At 52.7% G+C, this 18,531-nt stretch carries 15 protein-coding genes; 8 read left to right on the top strand and 7 right to left on the bottom strand.

Annotated features, from left to right (window positions below):
* Positions 1-264: 264 nt before the first annotated feature.
* Entirely contained in the window at positions 265-2,517 is a 2,253-nt protein-coding gene (locus ACXYMU_RS06455; RefSeq protein ID WP_458985544.1) for a Tex family protein, read from the bottom strand.
* Between the two features lie 284 nt (positions 2,518-2,801).
* Between ACXYMU_RS06455 and ACXYMU_RS06450 the strand changes: the two genes are divergently transcribed.
* From ACXYMU_RS06450 to ACXYMU_RS06435, 4 genes are all read left to right on the top strand, one after another.
* Positions 2,802-4,202, top strand: a complete 1,401-nt coding sequence (locus tag ACXYMU_RS06450) for a neutral/alkaline non-lysosomal ceramidase N-terminal domain-containing protein (RefSeq protein ID WP_458985543.1) — start codon at positions 2,802-2,804, stop codon at positions 4,200-4,202.
* A 536-nt stretch (positions 4,203-4,738) separates the two neighbouring features.
* Entirely contained in the window at positions 4,739-8,362 is a 3,624-nt protein-coding gene (locus tag ACXYMU_RS06445) for a T9SS-dependent M36 family metallopeptidase (RefSeq protein WP_458985542.1), read from the top strand.
* A gap of 264 nt (positions 8,363-8,626) precedes the next feature.
* Positions 8,627-8,845 (top strand): hypothetical protein, encoded by a 219-nt coding sequence (locus ACXYMU_RS06440; protein WP_458985541.1) that lies wholly within the window; start codon positions 8,627-8,629, stop codon positions 8,843-8,845.
* A 229-nt stretch (positions 8,846-9,074) separates the two neighbouring features.
* Positions 9,075-9,647, top strand: coding sequence for a hypothetical protein (locus ACXYMU_RS06435; protein WP_458985540.1), 573 nt, complete (start codon positions 9,075-9,077; stop codon positions 9,645-9,647).
* A gap of 54 nt (positions 9,648-9,701) precedes the next feature.
* Here the strand turns inward: ACXYMU_RS06435 and ACXYMU_RS06430 are convergent, their stop codons facing one another.
* Positions 9,702-10,205, bottom strand: coding sequence for a peroxiredoxin (locus ACXYMU_RS06430; protein WP_458985539.1), 504 nt, complete (start codon positions 10,203-10,205; stop codon positions 9,702-9,704).
* Between the two features lie 139 nt (positions 10,206-10,344).
* Here ACXYMU_RS06430 and ACXYMU_RS06425 point away from each other — a divergent pair, with 139 nt between their 5' ends.
* Genes ACXYMU_RS06425 through ACXYMU_RS06415 form a run of 3 tightly spaced genes read left to right on the top strand, consistent with a single transcriptional unit; the run spans position 10,345 to position 13,844 of the window.
* Positions 10,345-11,031: a glycosyltransferase family 2 protein gene (locus ACXYMU_RS06425; protein WP_458985538.1), complete on the top strand. Its 687-nt coding sequence runs from the start codon at positions 10,345-10,347 to the stop codon at positions 11,029-11,031.
* Between the two features lie 9 nt (positions 11,032-11,040).
* A complete protein-coding gene (locus ACXYMU_RS06420) occupies positions 11,041-12,507 on the top strand; it encodes a cellulose synthase family protein (protein WP_458985537.1) in 1,467 nt (488 codons plus the stop codon).
* Entirely contained in the window at positions 12,507-13,844 is a 1,338-nt protein-coding gene (locus ACXYMU_RS06415; protein ID WP_458985536.1) for a glycosyltransferase 87 family protein, read from the top strand. Before ACXYMU_RS06420 ends, ACXYMU_RS06415 begins: the two co-directional genes overlap by 1 nt.
* Before the next feature lie 17 nt (positions 13,845-13,861).
* On the opposite strand, the gene ACXYMU_RS06410 is transcribed toward ACXYMU_RS06415, so the two are convergent.
* Positions 13,862-14,542 (bottom strand): DUF2461 domain-containing protein, encoded by a 681-nt coding sequence (locus tag ACXYMU_RS06410; RefSeq protein WP_458985535.1) that lies wholly within the window; start codon positions 14,540-14,542, stop codon positions 13,862-13,864.
* Positions 14,543-14,669: 127 nt separating this feature from the next.
* On the opposite strand from ACXYMU_RS06410, the gene ACXYMU_RS06405 reads away from it, so the two are divergent.
* The gene (locus tag ACXYMU_RS06405; RefSeq protein WP_458985534.1) at positions 14,670-15,821 is read left to right on the top strand and encodes a L,D-transpeptidase family protein; all 1,152 of its coding nucleotides are present in this window, start codon (positions 14,670-14,672) and stop codon (positions 15,819-15,821) included.
* Positions 15,822-15,848: 27 nt separating this feature from the next.
* On the opposite strand, the gene ACXYMU_RS06400 is transcribed toward ACXYMU_RS06405, so the two are convergent.
* From ACXYMU_RS06400 to ACXYMU_RS06385, 4 genes are read right to left on the bottom strand one after another with little or no spacing between them, the layout of a single operon-like run.
* Positions 15,849-16,445, bottom strand: coding sequence for a TIGR04282 family arsenosugar biosynthesis glycosyltransferase (locus tag ACXYMU_RS06400; protein WP_458985533.1), 597 nt, complete (start codon positions 16,443-16,445; stop codon positions 15,849-15,851).
* Positions 16,438-16,971 (bottom strand): rhodanese-like domain-containing protein, encoded by a 534-nt coding sequence (locus ACXYMU_RS06395; protein ID WP_458985532.1) that lies wholly within the window; start codon positions 16,969-16,971, stop codon positions 16,438-16,440. The genes ACXYMU_RS06400 and ACXYMU_RS06395 overlap by 8 nt, the downstream gene beginning before the upstream one ends.
* A gap of 42 nt (positions 16,972-17,013) precedes the next feature.
* A complete protein-coding gene (gene arsS / locus ACXYMU_RS06390; protein WP_458985531.1) occupies positions 17,014-18,081 on the bottom strand; it encodes an arsenosugar biosynthesis radical SAM (seleno)protein ArsS in 1,068 nt (355 codons plus the stop codon).
* 3 nt (positions 18,082-18,084) lie between these two features.
* A complete protein-coding gene (locus tag ACXYMU_RS06385; protein ID WP_458985530.1) occupies positions 18,085-18,420 on the bottom strand; it encodes an arsenosugar biosynthesis-associated peroxidase-like protein in 336 nt (111 codons plus the stop codon).
* Between the last annotated feature and the right edge of the window lie 111 nt (positions 18,421-18,531).

Raw genomic sequence — 18,531 nt, 5'->3', positions numbered from 1 at the left:
ATGAACTAAAAATGCCTGCACCGTGGTGCAGGCATTTTTAGTTTACAAGTATACCAATCGGTAGTGCTTATTAGCAATCGTCAGGATGTAGGATGACCTTCTCTGATATTGAATTGTATCTTACCTGACATTTCCCTCTTACAATTTTTCTTCCGTAATCCCCTCGCACTGAATCATGGAGGGGTTGCGAGAGAAAAATGAACCTGTGCGCCTTCTGCTACTAAGGTGGGCAGTAGTATCAGGTCAGGTAGTGTCAATTACAGCTTATTTAAACATCCCCTTCAACTTGGACAGCTTTGCCTGGAAGTCATCCATCGGCTCTTCTTCCTTTTTAGCGCCGCCTTTGTTGCGGTTACCACCGCCAGCAGGCTTGGCCGCCGGGTCGCCTTTCATACTTAGCGAGATACGTTTCCGTGCCGCGTCCACCTCCAGCACTGTAACCTCTACTTTCTGGCCCACTTTCACTAGCTCATGCGGGTTGCTCACAAAGCGGTCAGACAAATGGCTTACATGCACCAAGCCGTCCTGGTGTACACCAATGTCAACGAAGGCACCGAAAGCGGTAATATTCGTCACAATGCCTGGCAACTTCATACCGGCACGCAGGTCTTTGATCTCGTTTACTCCCTCGGTAAAACTAAACGCCTCGAAGGTCTCGCGCGGGTCACGGCCTGGTTTGGCAAGCTCACTAACAATGTCGTGAAGGGTAGGCAAGCCAACGGTATCCGTCACGTAATGCTTCAGGTTGATCTTCTGGCGCAGTTCGTTGCTCTTGATCAGGTCCTGCACGGTTACGCCCAGGTCTTTGGCCATCTGCTCCACAATCGGGTAACTCTCCGGGTGCACAGCAGAAGCGTCAAGTGGGTTTTTGGCATCACGGATGCGAAGGAAACCGGCTGCCTGCTCAAAGGCCTTGTCGCCTAGCCGGGCTACCTTCTTTAGTTCCGTGCGGGTCTTGAAAGGCCCGTTCTGGTTGCGGTATTCTACGATGTTCTGTGCCAGCGCAGGACCGAGACCGGATACATAGGTCAGCAGTTGCTTGCTGGCTGTGTTTACTTCCACACCCACGGCGTTCACGCAGCTCATCACCACGTCATCAAGTGAGTGCTTTAGCGCCGACTGGTCCACGTCGTGCTGGTACTGGCCCACCCCAATACTTTTTGGGTCGATCTTCACCAGCTCAGCTAACGGGTCCATCAAACGGCGACCAATAGACACAGCGCCACGCACTGTCACGTCCTGGTCCGGGAATTCATCCCGCGCCACTTCTGAGGCAGAGTAGATGGAGGCGCCGCTTTCGTTCACCATCAGCACTTGCACGGTACTCGGTAGGTTCAGGCCTTTTACAAACGCCTCGGTTTCGCGGCTAGCGGTTCCGTTGCCAATCGCGATGGCTTCCACGTCGTAGCGCTCCACCAGGTATTTTACGTTCTGACCGGCTTCTACGGCTTTGCCTTGTCCGGTGTGTGGGTATACGGTATCGTTGTGCAGCAGCTTGCCTTGCTTGTCCAGCACTACCAACTTACAACCTGTCCGGAAGCCCGGGTCCAGGGCCAGTACGGTTTTCTGGCCAAGCGGCGAAGAAAGCAGCAGTTGACGCAGGTTGTCCGCAAATACACGGATAGCCTCTTCATCGGCACGTTTCTTAGAGCTAAGGCGCACTTCCGTTTCCATGCTGAGCTTGAGCAGACGCTTATAGCAGTCTTTGGCAGCAAGGCGTACCTGCTCCGACGCAGCGTTGTTGCCTTGTACAAACATATCCTCCAACTTCGAGAGTGCCGCTTCATCTTCAGGCTGTGCAGATAGCATCAATACCATCTCTGACTCGCCCCGGCGCATGGCCAACACACGGTGCGAGGGCGCTTTCTCAATCGGTTCCTCCCACTCAAAGTAGTCCTTGAACTTCTGGCCTTCCTCTTCCTTGCCCATCATCACGCGGCTCTTGAAAACACCCTTTTTCTCGAACAACTGGCGCATGGTGGCGCGGGCCCCTGCGTTTTCATTCATCCATTCAGCCATAATGTCGCGGGCACCGGCCAGGGCTTCATTCACATCCCTCACCTCTTTCTCCTCCGACACGAAGTTGGACGCCTCTGCTTCCACATCAAATTGCTCCTGCTGGAAGATACGCTCCGCCAATGGCTCCAAGCCTTTCTCGCGAGCAATAGTGGCCTTAGTACGGCGCTTCGGCTTATAAGGCAGGTAGATATCCTCCAACACCGCCATGGTTTCGGCCGCCATGATCCGGGCCTCCAGCTCAGGCGTCAGTTTCTCCTGGTCACTGATAGACTTCAGGATGCTCTCGCGGCGTTTATCGAGTTCACGGAGTTGCTCCATCCGATCGCGGATGGCCGCAATCTGCACTTCGTCCAGCGAACCAGTCACTTCCTTGCGGTAACGGGAAATAAAAGGCACTGTGGCCCCTTCGTCAAGCAGGGCAGCTGTGGCCTCTACTTGCTTGATGGTAATAGAAAGCTCTTTGGCGATCTTGAGCAGATGTTCTAAATTCGGTTCCATATATACAGTATAATACCGGCAGGTAGCGGAACTTGGGAAAGGGAAGGGATGCCAGGCAGAAGCCTGGATGCAATTGAATCATAAAACTGATTACGCACCCGCTTGTCTTCCGGCACCTGCTCTCCCTTGCTCCCAGAACCCTGCCTGCTAGCTTTTTTTGGATGCTTTTATAATAAGCTAAAGGTCAAATTTAAAGTATATTGCCTTAAGTAGAAAGATTAAGCCCATCAGATTGTAGCTTTGTGACAGTTTTCTGATGCTAAGTTCGCACGGCACACGTGTGCATGGCAATTTTCCAAACAGGCACCCTTTATACATTCGCAGGATTGACGACTGCTTCCACTAAAAAAAAATCCTTTAACAGATACTGGCTGTTTTTGCTGCTGATGCTGCCTGCGTGCCTGATCCGCCCGATCGATGACACCCCCTTCCAGCAGACGGATTACTATAAAAAAGCAGTAGCGGAATTGCATCGAGCGCCTGCCACCATCACGCACGGTGATACGCTGCGGGTTGGCTGGGCAAAGATAAACATCACGCCACCCGCCCCTGCTCCTTTAGCGGGGTATGGCAAGCGCCTGGGTATGGCTTATACCGAAGTGCACGACTCAGCCTGGGTACGCACCTTTGCCTTCGACAACGGAAAGACGGAGGCGTACTTTGTGGCATTGGACATGCTGATCACACCCATGCTGGTGCAGCAGGCGCTGGAGAAAGAATTCCCCAGGCTTGGCTTAAAACCCGAACAGGTATACCTCTCGGCCACCCACAGCCACACCAGCTTTGGCGGGTGGGCAACGGATCCGGGCATCAAGGTCATGTCGGGAGGGTATGAAGAGGAACTTGTGCAGCAATTAACGCAGCAGATTTTGCAAAGCATGCGGCTGGCACGGCAAAACCTGCAACCAACGCGCGTGGGGTATGGCAGCGCCAACGCGGGCAGCCTTGTTAAAAACCGGCTAACCGAGTCGCGCAAAGCCCGTGATACCGCTTTGCGCTTCCTGAAGTTTGAGCGGCCTGACGGAACTATGGCGGTGTTGTCGTTCTTCTCGGCGCACCCCACCATTCTGCCTTCCATGCAGCCTGTCCTCTCCCGCGATTATCCTGGGGTACTGGTAGACCAACTGGAAGAGCGCCTGAACTTTGCCGCCTTTGCGGCCGGGCCGGTGGGCAGCCACAGTGCGGTTTACTTTGAGCACGATTCCTTTGAAAGCGTGCAAACCGTGGGCGAGAGCCTGGCGACTATCCTGCGCCGCACGTGGCACCAGGTAGACACCAAGTATGTGTTTACGCTCGGCTATGACCGTGCCCCGCTTTTGTTGCCCGCCCCACAGTGGCGCATCACTAAAAACTTAAGGCTAGCCCCCTTCCTGTTTAACTGGGTGTTCGGGCAGCATCCTGCCTATGTTACCAGTCTGCAGATCGGTGATATTGTATTGCTTGGCGCCCCTGCCGATTATTCCGGGGAGTTTATGGCAGCGCTAACGGCTACTGGCAGGCAAAACGGCAACCCTGTCATCGTAAGTAGCTTCAACGGCGGCTATATAGGCTACGTAACACCAGACCAACACTATGACCTGGATGAGTATGAAACGCGCAGCATGAGCTTCTTTGGCCCGCACACTGGCTCCTATCTCACTTTTATGCTTCAAGAGCTACTTCAGCAGCATACTAACAAGCGTTAGGTTTATTTAAATTTTTTTGCGCTAAAAAATACAAATACTAAAGTTTACCAAAGCGGTACTAAACGCAGCTTCAATTGCCTTCTCTAAAATATACAAATTTTCCATATTTGTATATTTATATTGCAAATAAGCAATATTTATATCTTTATTTTATTGCACTTCTATTCAAAATACTTAAATCCTGTCAATGAGTGATGCTAACAATGTAACTACATCTATCAAGCTTGCCTTAAATTCCTGAACTACAAACATACTATACCGCATTTACCTGAAGCAGAGGCCACATATTAAAATAGTCACATAGCACTTCCTTGCCTTGTTTTGGCAACAAATCCAAAAAAATAGTCCTTCCGTATGTATGCATTATCATCAGGAGAAAGCTCAACCATATGGCACAGAACTTTACTAACCTTACCGCACAAATAGTTCGTTTGCGCTGCCCCTTTCTCCCCATATTTCAATTCTCTCTGACACATCCATTTGCTTTTATTCCTTAATTTTTATATGTAACAATTCTAATCTTTAACCCCCTCTTTATGAAAAGACGCTCACCGAATTACCAATTGCTCTGCTTGTTGGGCATGTTACTCTTCCTGCTGCCCGGCCTCACCCAAGCACAGTCGCCCCTACAGGCTGCCCTTCAGCATATAGACAAAACTAAGGCCAACTACAAACTCACCACAGCCGATTTGGCCGATTACGTAATCACAGACCAGTATGTAAGCAAGAATAGCGGCGTGACACACATCTACATGCGCCAGCGCTTCCAAGGCATCGAAGTAGTGGACGCCAACCTGAACATCAACATCGACCGCGAGGGCAATGTGGTTAACATGGGTAACCGCTTCGTGCCTAACCTGCGGGCTGCCATCAAGGGCAACGCTGCGGCCATTTCTGCTGAGCAGGCTGCTACCGTGGCCGCCGGCAAACTGAAACTGGCTGTAACCACTCCTATTAAAGTAAAGGAGAAAAAAGCCCCTACTGAGAAGGTATCTGCCGCTGCCAAGTCTGTGCTTTTAACAGACGGCGGAATCTCCCTCTCTCCTATCCCTGCCAAATTGGTATACCAGCCAATGCCGGATGGTACCGTACGCCTTGCCTGGGAAGTGGGTATCTATGAAAAAGACGCCCAGCACTATTGGAACACCACGGTTGATGCCGCCACCGGACAGGTGCTGAAGCAGGAAGACCAGGTAATCCATGATGTTTGGGGTCCTGAAACAGCAACGGATGCCCCCACTGCTGAGAAAACGCTTAGAACTGCCACCCGCAAGCCAGCCATGTCGGCTGAAGCGAAGCTAGAGGCCAGACAGAAGATGTACACACAGTTGTTTGCCCCAGCCTCTGTAGCCGCAGTCGCTGCCACGAGTGGCACTTACCGTGTGTATGACGCTCCGTTGGAGACCCCAACGCATGGCGACAGAACATTAGTTACCGGAAAAGAGAACCTGGCTGCCTCCCCGCTCGGATGGCACAACGACGGCATTGTATCTTATACCATCACCAAAGGAAATAACGTGCACGCCTACGAGGACCGTGCAGGGGCCAACGCTGGCCTGAGCCCGGACGGTGGCGCGAACCTGGTATTTGACTTCCCACTGGACCTTGCAAAAGAACCAGCTACCTACGTGCAGGCTGCTACAGCTAACTTATTCTACTGGAACAACCTGATGCACGACGTTTTCTACCAGTTCGGTTTTGACGAAGCGAGTGGCAACTTTCAGCAAACTAACCTGAGTGGCGTTGGTGAAGGCCTCGACGGTGTAATGGCCGAAGCCCAGGACGGTGGCGGAACCAACAACGCAAACTTCCTGACTTTGCAGGACGGTGTACCAGGCCGCATGCAGATGTACCTCTGGACTTCTTCGCTCCCTGCTAAACTACTGCACATCTCTGCCCCGGCAGCCGTTGCCGGTTCTTATACAGGTATACAGGCTGCTTTCGGTCCTGCTGTAAACGAGAACGGCGTGGCTGGCAAGATTGTGATGGCTGACCCAGCAAATGGTTGCGGCACAGCTCCTGCCTTGCCAAAGGGCTCTGTTCCGGAACCATTCGTTAACCAAGCAGCCATTTCCGGTAACATCGCCCTGGTTGACCGCGGAAGCTGCTCTTTCATCGCGAAGGCCCTGAACGCACAGGCTTCTGGCGCTACTGCCGTAATTGTGGTGAACAACATGGACGGCGAACCGATCTCGATGGGTGGCGACGAGTCTGGCGCTACGGTGCTGATTCCAGCGATCATGATTAGCAAAGCTGACGGGGACAAACTCAAGGCTGCCCTGGCACAAGGCCTTACTGGTGCTTTACGACGTGAGGGTGGCGTGCCGCCGCTTCGCGATGGTGACCTGGATAACGGGATCATTGCACACGAGTATGGCCATGGCATCTCTACCCGCCTGACCGGTGGCCCGAGCACACAGTGCCTGTCCGGTGCTGAGCAAGGCGGTGAAGGATGGAGCGATTACTTTGCCCTGTACATGACCATGCGCAACGGCGACACAGGCACACAGCGCCGTGGTATCGGCACCTATGTGCGTTCTGAAGGCACAGACGGCAACGGTATACGCCCTGCACCTTATAGCACGGATATGGGCATCAACCCTTATACCTATGCCATGGTATCAAACCCTGAAATTTCCGTACCGCATGGTGTGGGCTTTATCTGGGCAACGATGCTATGGGACATGACCTGGAGCCTAATCGACGAGTATGGCTACGACCCGAACATTTACAGCGGGAAAGGCGGTAATAACATTGCCCTGCAACTGATCATCGACGGATTGAAGTTACAGCCTTGTAGCCCAGGTTTTATAGACGCCCGCGACGCCATCCTGGCTGCTGACCGCATTAACAACGGTGGCGCTAACCAGTGCTATATCTGGCGTGCATTTGCGAAGCGCGGCTTAGGCTTCAGCGCACAGCAGGGCAGCAACAACGACCTGACAGACGGAGTGGAGGCATTTGACATGCCACCATCTTGCAGCCCACAGTTCGCGATCAGCTTAACGGCTAATCCTACGCCTGTAATGGACGGCAACGACCTGACGTATAACATCTCAGTAACGAACAACACCTCAGTGGCTATGAGTGGTGTAAACATCACAAGTGCTATCCCTGCCAACACAACGCTAATAGAAGACAAAGGCAGGGATGCTGCGAAGGTAGAGAATGGTATCGTAAGCTTTAAGCCTCTGAAAATGAACCAGGGCGAAACTGTTACCCGTTCATTCAAGGTGAAAGTGCAGACAGGCACCGGAACGACCATCTATTTCCAGGATGACATGGAAAATGGCACGGCAAAGTGGAAAACATCCCACATCATCGGATTGCAGGATTGGAAATTGAGTGGCAAGAACCCATACAGCGGTAAGAATGCATGGTTCGCCGTGGATCCTGATGCCTTTAGCGATCAATACCTGACGTTAGCTTCACCGGTGATACCGGGAGCGAATTCGCAACTGAGGTTCTGGCATAGCTATGCCACCGAAGCCGGCTTTGATGGCGGTGTGGTAGAGGCCAGCACAGACAACGGCCTGACATGGACGAACCTGGGGAACAAGATGATCCAGAATGGCTACAACGGCACGATTCCGGCTGCAAACGCATCAACGGTGAGTGGCCCTGCCTTTACAGGCAACAGCAACGGTTATATCCAGACAATTGTGGACCTGAGCGCCTACAAAGACAAAATGACCCTGATCCGATTCAGAATGGGCTCGGACGTACTGACGGGTGCAACAGGCTGGTACGTAGACAACATTGACGTTGTAGCAAATGCCACGGCACTGAAAAACATAGCGAGTGTCAGCACGAAGTGGGGCGGTGATAAAACAGCCACAAACGAGGTGCTGGTATTGAAGCGTGATGAGTTTGCGGCAACACAAATTGCCCCCGCGGTAGCGCTGAACCAGCGCTCTGTTCTATACCCGAACCCGGCACAAAATGCCGTGAACCTGCGCCTGGCGCATGGCACAGTGGGTGCAGTAGAAGTTATGGCCGTGAATGCACTGGGCCAGCAGGTGCTAAGCAAAAAATTGCAAGCCACAGAAGGCCAGCAAGGCATACTGCTGACGGTGGACCACCTGCCAAATGGCATCTACTATTTCCAGGTGATTGCCGGTGGCGAAACAGAAACACATAAGCTGATCATCAAGAAATAAAATCAGCTTGATGTACTAGCGCAAACGCCGCCCTTGTAGGGTGGCGTTTGCTATTTATAGGCTCGTTAACTGGGCCGCTTTCTCACAGGTAATCCATTTTCTTAGCCGCCAGCAGGATAAATACAACACGGTTACCAACATACTTTCTATATTGCAAAGGCATTCTTTATAAAGTTCTAAACATTAGTCCACTAAAAACTGTTTAAAATAAAGTAGTCATACATCTTAATTTTTCGTTTACCACCTATAGGAGGACACATAAACATGGATATATCAAACTTAATTTTTATAGCAACAGTCGGCTTTTACACGCTCTTGCTCACATTCATCCTCACATGGATGTACCATGATGCGGAGCAGCGCGGCCTAAACGGCGGGATAATAGTGGGGATTGCCTTCTTTACCGGCACCATACTGGGTCTGCTGGCCTGGCTGACACTCCGCCCAAAACTAAAACCGCAGCCAATCCCTGTTAAGAGTTAAGCATTCGATTCTAGTAAAATACAAGCCCCCTGGCAACCAGTCCACTTGAACGTGCTGCTGCCAGGGGGCTTTTTTATGTATAAGCGCAAACCCTCTAAAACTGCAGGAGGGTTTAGCTACGCACATTTAACCGGCATAGGGATTAGCCAAGGGCTTTCAATGCGCTGAAATTAGTATATTTGAGTTCGCATCATTTTGAACAGTATAGGCGAAACGTCCCCGATCAGGCATGAACAAGTACACCCTCTTCCTCTTTTTCACTCTTTTACTCGCTGCTGGCTTGCTCAGTTCCTGCGAGAAGTGCGGAAACGTCATCATCTCTGAGCCTACACCCGAAGACGCTGCATGGCTGGTTTACAAAAAGAATGACACCATTGCGTTCCTGACCGAGGTCAACGACACAGTGCGTTACATCCGCACGGGAATTTTTGCCCAGACGCTTCCGGGGGAGGGTTTCTCGGTGGAGGATGCCTGCGTGGACGCGTTGGATGTGCAGGTGAGAACAGTGCTGGAAGATGTGGCAGAAACGCGCCCCGTGCTTGGCACCCGCATCCTCAGCCAGCCGGAAAACGTGACCGTTGAACTCACCATGGGCGACAACGAGGCTTGGGAAATCCAGAACTTCCAGCCAACCTACGACAGCCTGCAGGTAGGCGAGAAATGGTATAAAAGCGTATATGAGCTGAACCCGGATGCAGGCAGCCCCCAGCAAGTAACGCAACTGCTCTACAATAAGGAATTCGGCTTTCTGCGTGTCAGGTACGGCAACGGAAAACTGCTTCAGTTTATACGTCGCCAATAAGAGGCTACTGTGTAAACTGGAGCAGTATACTATTCCCGTTTTCTAAATATTCATTTAAGCCCGTTGCAACTGCTCGGCGCTGATATGATGCAGCACTTCCAGTGCAGTCTCAACATGGTCCTGCGGGTTGCTCATCGAGGTGCAGATTGCCCGTACCGTTCTGTTACGGTCGATGATATAGGTGACGCGGCCCGGCAGAAGCCCCAGACGGCGTGGCACCCCGTAAATACTCCTTATTTGTCCGTCTTTGTCGCTTAGCAGCGTAAAAGGCAGATGGTAGATCCGTTCAAACTTCTGATGCGACTGCAGGCTGTCAGAGCTCACGCCCACCACTTCTGCGTCGTACTCCTGAAACCTCTCATACTGGTCCCGGAACTGGCAAGCCTGCTTGGTACAGCGCGAAGTATTGTCTTTAGGGTAAAAGTAGAGCACCACATTCTTCTCCTTCAGTAAGTCATGGAGGCGGAACAAACCGCCATCCTGCCTTTGCAACTCAAAGTCAGGGGCCTGGTCGCCTTCCCTTACCGCATCATCCTTTATAAGTGCTTCGATCATCATAACTAGTCTATTACAAACTTCGTGCAAAAAATTACGCGGGCCGCAAAGGTAAGGCGCATAAACCCAAAAGTCAAAGAAGGCTGCTAATTATAGCAACAGAAAAAGAATTTAGGCATCTTTGCACCCACGCAAGACCAATATGCCCCGAATCAACGTCATCATTCCAGCCTACAACGAAGAGCACTCCATTGCCAAAGTAGTGCAAGCCATACCGGCAGGGTTAGTGGAAGAGGTAATCGTGGTGAACAACAACTCCAGCGATGGCACCGCCCAAGCCGCCGCCGCCGCCGGCGCTACCGTATTGCACCAGCCCATCGCCGGCTACGGGAATGCTTGCCTGAAGGGTATAGCCTATGTTGCCGCAAAATCAGAACAGCCCGATATCGTGGTTTTTCTGGACGGGGATTATTCAGACTACCCTGAGGAGATGCCCCAATTGGTGGCTCCTATTGTGGCAGGGCAAACTGACATGGTGATCGGATCGCGGGCATTGGGTGAGCGGGAAAGCGGGGCGATGATGCCACAGCAGATTTTCGGGAATTGGTTGGCCACTACGTTGCTGCGCTGGTTCTACGGAGCACACTTCACGGACCTCGGCCCCTTCCGGGCCATCCGCCTGGATGCCCTGCTGGCCCTTGGCATGCGCGATCGCACGTACGGCTGGACCGTGGAGATGCAGGCAAAAGCGGCACGCCAGAAAATCCGCTACATGGAGGTTCCCGTAAAGTACCGTAAGCGCATCGGCGTTTCTAAAGTGTCGGGAACCGTGAAGGGCACGGTGCTGGCTGGTTACAAGATCATTTTCACCATCTTTAAATACCTCTAGGCACTCCTTATGCAACTAGCCGAAGCGATGGTTTTACTGGTATACGGCTTATGCCTAGCTTTTATCTTTTTCTATAGCCTGGTACAGCTGCATCTGACCATCCGGTATTGGCTTTACCACAGAAAAGAAAAACACCCATACCCCACGTTGAGCCATTGGCCGAAGGTGACGGTGCAATTGCCGCTTTACAACGAGCGCTACGTGGTAGAGCGGTTGCTCGATGCCGTTGCGGCATTGGATTACCCGCAAGGGCAGTTACAGATTCAGGTGCTGGATGACTCCACTGACGACACCACCGCCCTCATCGCCCAGAAAATTGCCACTTTCCCGCATCTGGATATCCAGCACATCCGGCGGGGGCAGCGTACCGGGTATAAAGCCGGTGCCCTAGAACACGGACTGGCCCAGGCCACCGGCGAGTATATCTGCATTTTTGATGCGGATTTTTTACCCCAGCATGACTTTCTCAAGCGCACGGTGGTAGCGTTCACAAGCTCTGACATCGGGGTGGTGCAAACCCGCTGGGGCCATCTAAACCGCAACTACTCACTGCTGACGCGCCTGCAGGCTTTCGGGTTGAATGCCCATTTTACCGTGGAGCAGGTGGGCCGCAATGCCAGCAACAGCTTTATCAACTTTAACGGCACGGCTGGGGTATGGCGTAAGGCCTGCATCGAGGATGCTGGTGGTTGGCAAGCCGACACCCTCACCGAAGACCTGGACCTGAGTTACCGGGCGCAGCTGAAAGGCTGGAAATTCACTTACCTGGAGGACGTGGAAGCGCCTGCGGAACTGCCCGCCGACATGGGGGCCCTTAAATCGCAGCAATTCCGATGGACAAAAGGAGCCGCTGAAACAGCACGCAAGCACCTTGCCCGTGTGCTTCGTGCCGACATTCCGTTTACCACCAAGCTGCATGCTTTTTTTCACCTCCTTAATAGTGCCATCTTTATCTGTGTGCTGCTCACGGCAGTGCTTAGCCTGCCTATCTTATACATCAAACACAATACCCCGGCTCTTTCGCCGCTCTATCAATTAGGGTATGCGCTGTTGCTGAGCCTCGCCGCCTTGGTCGCGTTTTACTGGTCGCCTCAATACAGCCAGTCCAAAAGTATCTGGCGCAGCAGCCTTCGGTTTATACCGGAGTTTTTGCTGTTTCTGGCTATCTCGATGGGTCTGTCATTGCACAACACAGTCGCCGTGGTAGAGGGGTATATAGGCCGCAAGACGCCGTTTATACGCACCCCAAAATATAATATTGTCGCTGCTAAAGACACGTGGCGCAAGCGCGTTTACAGTATTCCGAGCCTGAGCATGCTCACGGTACTGGAGGGTATGATGTGTTTGTATTTCATGTTTGGAATCTGGCTGGCTTTTGAGTGGGGGATGTATGAGCAGTTGCCGTTTCATGTGCTGCTGACCTTTGGCTTCGGCGCTGTATTCTTTTATTCGCTCAACCATAACAAACGTGCCTGATGGAAGTGCAGAAGCATACCGGTAGCTACGCGTTTCTGGCGGTCTCGGCCCTAGCCTATTTTGCTTTGGCCTACGCTACCCCCCGCACCGACTTCACGCAGCTGCTGGCGCTGTTTGCCGTGGCGTTTGCCGGGTATCTCTTCGTCTTCAATCAGCGGTTTCCGCTGTGGCACGGCATAGCGGCGGCTATTTTTTTCCGGATGATCTTTCTGCTGGCCACACCTGCACTCTCCGACGACTATTTCCGGTTCATCTGGGACGGCAACCTGCTGGCGGGAGGGTATAACCCTTATCTATACCTGCCTGCTTACTTTGCGACACCGGATGGCCCTTCGGTGATCCATAACACCTCGGAGCTTTTCCAGCAGCTGAATTCTCAAAGCTATTACAGTATCTACCCGCCGGTTACGCAAGCAGTTTTCTGGCTGGCGGCTAAGTTATCTTCCGGTGATGTGCTGGGGGCTGTTATTGTGATGCGCGTGGTACTGCTTCTGGCCGAGGTCGCCAACATCCTGCTGCTGCTGCGCCTGCTCCGTAAAATGGGGCTGCCTGACAAAAATGTGCTGCTTTATGCCCTGAATCCGCTCGTTATACTGGAATTAACTGGTAATCTGCACTTCGAGGCACTGATGCTTGCCTTCCTGTTGCTTAGCCTGCAGCAACTGTTCTACCACCGGCACCTGGTGGCCGGTGTCGTAATGGGCCTATCGATCGGCACCAAGCTGTTGCCACTCATGTTCCTGCCTTTTGTGCTCCGGAAAATAGGCTGGAAGCAGTTCCTGCTATTTGGGAGTGCAGTGCTTCTCACGGTGGCGGGGCTGTTTTACCCGCTCCTGTCTGTAGAGGTTATACATAACTTATTCGAGAGCCTGGACCTTTACTTCCAGAAATTCGAGTTCAATGCCAGTGCCTATTACCTGATCCGGTGGTTTGGCTACCGCCTGGCGGGCTACAACATCATCATGATACTGGGTCCTTTGCTGTCGCTCGCCACGCTTAGTGTTGTGCTGGCGCTCGCCTCGGTCAAGCGGCTTGGCTCTATCCGGAGGCTTGCGGGCTATATGGCTGCCTCACTGACGGTATACCTCCTGTTGGCTACCACTGTGCACCCCTGGTACATCACGCCCTTGCTGGCGCTCACAGTGCTCAGTCAGTTCCGGTTTGCGGTGGCGTGGTCCGGGTTGGCGATACTATCATACGCGGCTTACCGCCACAGCACCTATTCCGAAGACATGCTGCTGGTAGGCTTAGAATACCTGCTCGTGCTTTTGTGGCTGGCGGTAGAGCTATACCTATACCGCCAGCGCAAACGCCCGGCCAATCTGGTTCAGGAGTAAAATCATATCCCAAAAGCCTACCCCGCCACATCATGCAGTGGCTGCATCAGGAAATCGTTGAGGGGTTTTAGGGCCTTCATGGCATCCAGCACCACCTGCATGAAATCCTCCTGCAGCACCTGTGCGTCAGTTAAAGGCATCAGGGCATTCCAGCTTTTGTGGCGCAGGTACTGGATGGCGGGGTTCTCCTTATCGTAGCCCTTTGGCGTGGTCTTAAGCTGTTCGCCCTGCAACTCCCCGAAACGCTTTTTGAAAGACGGTGCTTCTACAATCTCCCGAAAGGCATCGAGGTTATAATCAATTTCCTGGCGTACGGCTTTGAGCTCAGGGGCGGGCGGCATCCAGAGTCCACCGGCCACAAAAGAGCGGTTGCCACCGGCTAAATGCAGGTAATACCCCGGATTAACGGATTTTCGCCCTCCTTCTGCAATATAGGCACCAAAGTGATCTTTGTAAGGCCGCTTGTCGTTTGAGAAACGCACGTCGCGGTAGATCCTGAAGACAAGGTCCTTGCCGCTCTGCCCCTGGGCGGCAGGCTCAAATGCCTGCATTTCCTGCACCAGTTCGTCTAAAAAACCAATGTAGTTCTGGCGGGCTTTGTCATACCTGCCTTTGTTTTCCTGGAACCACTCGCGGGTGTTATGCTCCTTTAAGTCGGCTATAAACTGCAGTGTGCTGGGCTGAATAAGTGTCGGCATTCAATCGGGGATGCTAAATGGATAATCGAATTAAGTGCGGCCATGCTGCTTTGCCCGGAGTCTGGTTATTGTGTCCGGAACCATAACGGCCGCGTATAACATAATACCGGTTACCTGATTTTTTGTTATGGCGCGCCTCCTTTTCATATGCCTGATTTATCTAGCAGCAGGGGCAGTATGCGCGCAGGAATCCAGGAAAGCGCCTTACGACCGGGAAAACATGTTGCAGGCCATTGCCCACTACCAGCAACTGGCAGACACCGGGAAGTGGCATTTCCTGCCGGATGACATCTTTCTCCGCCCCGGCGACAGCAGCCGCTATTTACTGCAAGTGCAGGAGAACCTGGTTTTAACCGGCGACCTCCCTGTTTCCTCCTTCTCAGGCTCTACTGCAACGTATACCTCCGCCGTAACAACAGCCATTAAACGGTTTCAGCAACGGCACGGTTTGGTTCCGGATGGGGTGCTCGGGCCGAACACTGTGGCTGCCCTAAACGTGCCTCCTGCAGAGCGGTTACGGCAACTGCAGCGGAACTTCAACCGCTTGGACACTTTGCTGGCGCATGTGCCACTCCCCTATGTCATCATCAACATCCCGGATTACACGCTACAAGTCGTAGACAATGACACTGTTTTGCTGCACATGCGCGTAATCGTGGGCAAGCCCCAGCTCCCGACCATCCCCATCCGCAGCAAACTAACCACCGTGGTGCTACACCCCTATTGGTTTCTGCCCACCTCTATCTCCGCCGACGAGATCGTGCCGCTGCTGCGACGAAACCCAGGGTACCTGGACAAGAAAAACATGAAGTTGGAGAAGCAGTACGCCGGAAGATGGGTACAGATTAACCCATGGCGCGTAGACTGGCATAAGATCAACCGGAGCAATTTTGAGTACCGCATTGTGCAAATGGAAGGGCCTGATAATGAATTGGGCACCGTGAAATTCCCTTTCCCGAACGCTATCCCGCAGTACTTGCACGACACCCCTAAAAAGGAAATGTTTACCTACCCCACCCGGGCATTTAGCCATGGCTGCATCCGGCTTGAAAAGCCCGTGGAGCTGGCAAACCTGCTACTTGAGAAGGGCTCCGGCTATAGCGAGGAGAAAATTGAGCGCCTTTGGATGAGGCGCAAGGCTAATCATTACCTGAATGTGCATAAGCCCCCTCCGTTGCTCGTTGTTTACTTAACGGCTTGGGCGGATGCGGATAGGCTAATACAGTTCCGGGATGATGTGTATGGGTATGACTTACTGCCGCACCTCACAAAAGAATAGACCTGGGGTGCTCATACCCCTCATCCGTTAATCGGATAATAACTCGCCTTCCAAATCTTCAATGTGATCGACGTCTGAGAGCCGGGGCAGCAGGGTATAAGAGAGCCTGAGTTGCTCAAGGTCCTGCATGGTGTCCGGGAAAACATGTGCAGTGCTCCAGCGCTTGTTCCGAAACAGTTCCGGGTGCAGCTGGCGCATTCCCAGCAAATAGTACCCGCCATCCAGCGCCGGACCTACTACCACCTCATTTGTTTGCAGTCCCTTGTAAGCCTGCTGAACGATTGCTGGGCTAAGTTGCAGGCAATCACTCCCGATAATGACGACAGAGGTATAGCCCTCGGCAAAGGCAGCGGCAAAGGCAGCCTCCATTTTCTGGCCCAGGTCGCCGGCTGGCTGCACCCTTTTTTGATAGTCGCTTTTAGGCCACAGGTCGTTTTCGGCTATCTGGTCGGAGTAATACACAAAGCGGGTCACAGGTATGGCCTGGGTAACAGCGCGGGTATGCTGCAGCAGCTTGATGTAGATTTCCAGGGCTTTCTCCGGGCCCACTGCTGCAGCCAGGCGGGTTTTTACTTTGCCCAATTCGGGGTTGCGCACAAAAAGCAGCAGGGCTTCTTTACTCATAAATCTTCTCCCCTTTCCGCAGCCATATGCCCCAGGTTCTTGAGTAGGCGTGCACCTGGTTGGTTTTGCCTGCGCTGTTGTATACCGCATAGCCTTGGTTTACCCACTCAAAAATGCCACCGTACAGGTTCTGCACATTTTCAAAGCCCGCTTTTTGTAGTTTCTCGCCAATGCGCTCGCTTCTGTAGCCAACGGAGCAGTAAACGACAATCGGCGTTTGTTTGGAAATACCCCTCAACCGCTTCACGTCAAATTGATCATAAGCAACAAGCTTTGCCCCGGCCAGGTGACTGACGTTATACTCTGCCTGGGTACGGGTGTCCAGTAACAGTGGCGCGACAGCACTGCTTTGCAACTGCTGCTGTAATTGAGTTGGCATTAGCAGCGGCACCTGTCTGCCATACATCCCCTGCAACATCAGCGCATAGGCTTTATCAGTTGTCTGGGCATAGAGCCCTCCTGCCAACAGGCACAGCAAAGCGGTAGCGATGTATAGTTTCTTTTTCAGACTATCAAAATTCAGCATGGTAAGCAATCAAGTCGATTTTACACCTTCTTGGTTCAAATCTTATTTCACGGTTTCTCCGCCACAACTGGAGCCAGCCCCTGCCGTGCAGCCGTAGCAGTGCTGATTCAGGATGATGGTACGCGCATCGAGCGCCGCTATCTCAAAATCGCGGATGTGCTGGGGTGCGGAGCGCGCGACTTTCAGTTCCAGCATCTGGTTGAAGTCGCAGTCGTACAGGTAGCCGTCCCACCCCACCGAAACCGTGTTGCGGCACATCACACCCGCGGCCGCTACAGGATTGAAGGCATTGATCAGCTTTTCCATGTAACTATCGTAGTTGCCGCTTTGCACCAGGTAATCAAGGTAGCGGCTCACGGGTAGGTTCGTGATGCAAAACAAGCTGTTGAACTCAATCTGGTAACCATTGCGCAGCCTGCGCTTGAACTCTGCCTCTAAGGAAGCCTGCCCGCTCGGCAAAAATGCGCCAGAAGGATTGTAAACCAAGTCCAGCACCAAGCCGCTACCTGCTACGCCATACCCCACTGCATTCAGCATTTGCAGGGCTTTGATAGACTTCTCGAACACCCCGTCTCCGCGCTGTGCATCGGTGCGCGAGGCCTGAAAATAAGGCAAAGACGAAACTACGTGCACGCCATGCAGCCTGAAGAACTCCGGCAGGTCATGGTATTTTTTATTCGCCAGGATGATGGTAAGGTTGCAACGCACGATTACCTGTCGCCCCAACTTAGAAAGCTCTTCTACAAACCACCGGAAGTCCGGGTTCATTTCCGGTGCGCCGCCTGTTAGGTCCACCGTTGTGATCTGCGGGGAATGCAGCAACGCATCCAGGCATTGTTGCATGGTTTCGCGTGTCATGATCTCCTTGCGATCAGGCCCAGCGTCCACGTGGCAGTGCTTGCAGGTCTGGTTGCACATCTTACCCACATTCACCTGCAGGATACTGGTACCTGTTGGTTTTAGCGGATAAAGGCCGTGCTCCTGCAAACGCTTGCCGAAAGCCTGAAAATTGTCGCCGTGCTGGGTAGGCGCCTGCAGCACCTGCAACTGAAAAGAAGAATCGGCAAGCTCGTGGTGCTGGCCTTTAAGTGATTTAGTTGTGGAACCCATACGCTACATTGCCAACTCTTTGATCTTGTTCATCATCTGCACCCCGTGCACCAGGGCTGCGCCGCCTTTAATAGCCGCTGCCACATGCACGGCTTCCATCATCTGGTTCTCGTCAGCACCTTTTTCCAGGCAACCGGTGGTATAGGCGTCAATGCAATAAGGGCACTGCACCGCATGCGACACAGCCAGCGCGATCAAGGCTTTCTCGCGCTCTGTCAGGGCGCCCTCTTTAAAAACCTCTCCATAGTAATCGAAGAACTTGCGGCCCATTTCAGGTTGCAGCTCCGTGATTTTTCCAAATTTTGAAAGGTCGGCAGGGTTGTAATATGTTTTATCCATTAGATGTGGTTGTAAACTGAAGTTCAATACGTACGGGCGCACAGCCCGCACCGGACTGCTAAGCGCTAAAATAAGGTGACCTGAAGCTTGGTATCAGGCGCGAAGGCACAG

The organism is Pontibacter sp. CAU 1760 (genome assembly GCF_054482735.1).
This window is presented reverse-complemented; position numbering and strand designations above follow the sequence as displayed.

What these genes read in the sequence shown, in the direction of transcription:
- ACXYMU_RS06455 (WP_458985544.1), bottom strand. Translation starts at nt 2,517, where the DNA reads ATGGAACCGAATTTAGAACATCTGCTCAAGATCGCCAAAGAGCTTTCT.
- ACXYMU_RS06450 (WP_458985543.1), top strand. Translation starts at nt 2,802, where the DNA reads ATGGCAATTTTCCAAACAGGCACCCTTTATACATTCGCAGGATTGACG.
- ACXYMU_RS06445 (WP_458985542.1), top strand. Translation starts at nt 4,739, where the DNA reads ATGAAAAGACGCTCACCGAATTACCAATTGCTCTGCTTGTTGGGCATG.
- ACXYMU_RS06440 (WP_458985541.1), top strand. Translation starts at nt 8,627, where the DNA reads ATGGATATATCAAACTTAATTTTTATAGCAACAGTCGGCTTTTACACG.
- ACXYMU_RS06435 (WP_458985540.1), top strand. Translation starts at nt 9,075, where the DNA reads ATGAACAAGTACACCCTCTTCCTCTTTTTCACTCTTTTACTCGCTGCT.
- ACXYMU_RS06430 (WP_458985539.1), bottom strand. Translation starts at nt 10,205, where the DNA reads ATGATGATCGAAGCACTTATAAAGGATGATGCGGTAAGGGAAGGCGAC.
- ACXYMU_RS06425 (WP_458985538.1), top strand. Translation starts at nt 10,345, where the DNA reads ATGCCCCGAATCAACGTCATCATTCCAGCCTACAACGAAGAGCACTCC.
- ACXYMU_RS06420 (WP_458985537.1), top strand. Translation starts at nt 11,041, where the DNA reads ATGCAACTAGCCGAAGCGATGGTTTTACTGGTATACGGCTTATGCCTA.
- ACXYMU_RS06415 (WP_458985536.1), top strand. Translation starts at nt 12,507, where the DNA reads ATGGAAGTGCAGAAGCATACCGGTAGCTACGCGTTTCTGGCGGTCTCG.
- ACXYMU_RS06410 (WP_458985535.1), bottom strand. Translation starts at nt 14,542, where the DNA reads ATGCCGACACTTATTCAGCCCAGCACACTGCAGTTTATAGCCGACTTA.
- ACXYMU_RS06405 (WP_458985534.1), top strand. Translation starts at nt 14,670, where the DNA reads ATGGCGCGCCTCCTTTTCATATGCCTGATTTATCTAGCAGCAGGGGCA.
- ACXYMU_RS06400 (WP_458985533.1), bottom strand. Translation starts at nt 16,445, where the DNA reads ATGAGTAAAGAAGCCCTGCTGCTTTTTGTGCGCAACCCCGAATTGGGC.
- ACXYMU_RS06395 (WP_458985532.1), bottom strand. Translation starts at nt 16,971, where the DNA reads ATGCTGAATTTTGATAGTCTGAAAAAGAAACTATACATCGCTACCGCT.
- arsS (WP_458985531.1), bottom strand. Translation starts at nt 18,081, where the DNA reads ATGGGTTCCACAACTAAATCACTTAAAGGCCAGCACCACGAGCTTGCC.
- ACXYMU_RS06385 (WP_458985530.1), bottom strand. Translation starts at nt 18,420, where the DNA reads ATGGATAAAACATATTACAACCCTGCCGACCTTTCAAAATTTGGAAAA.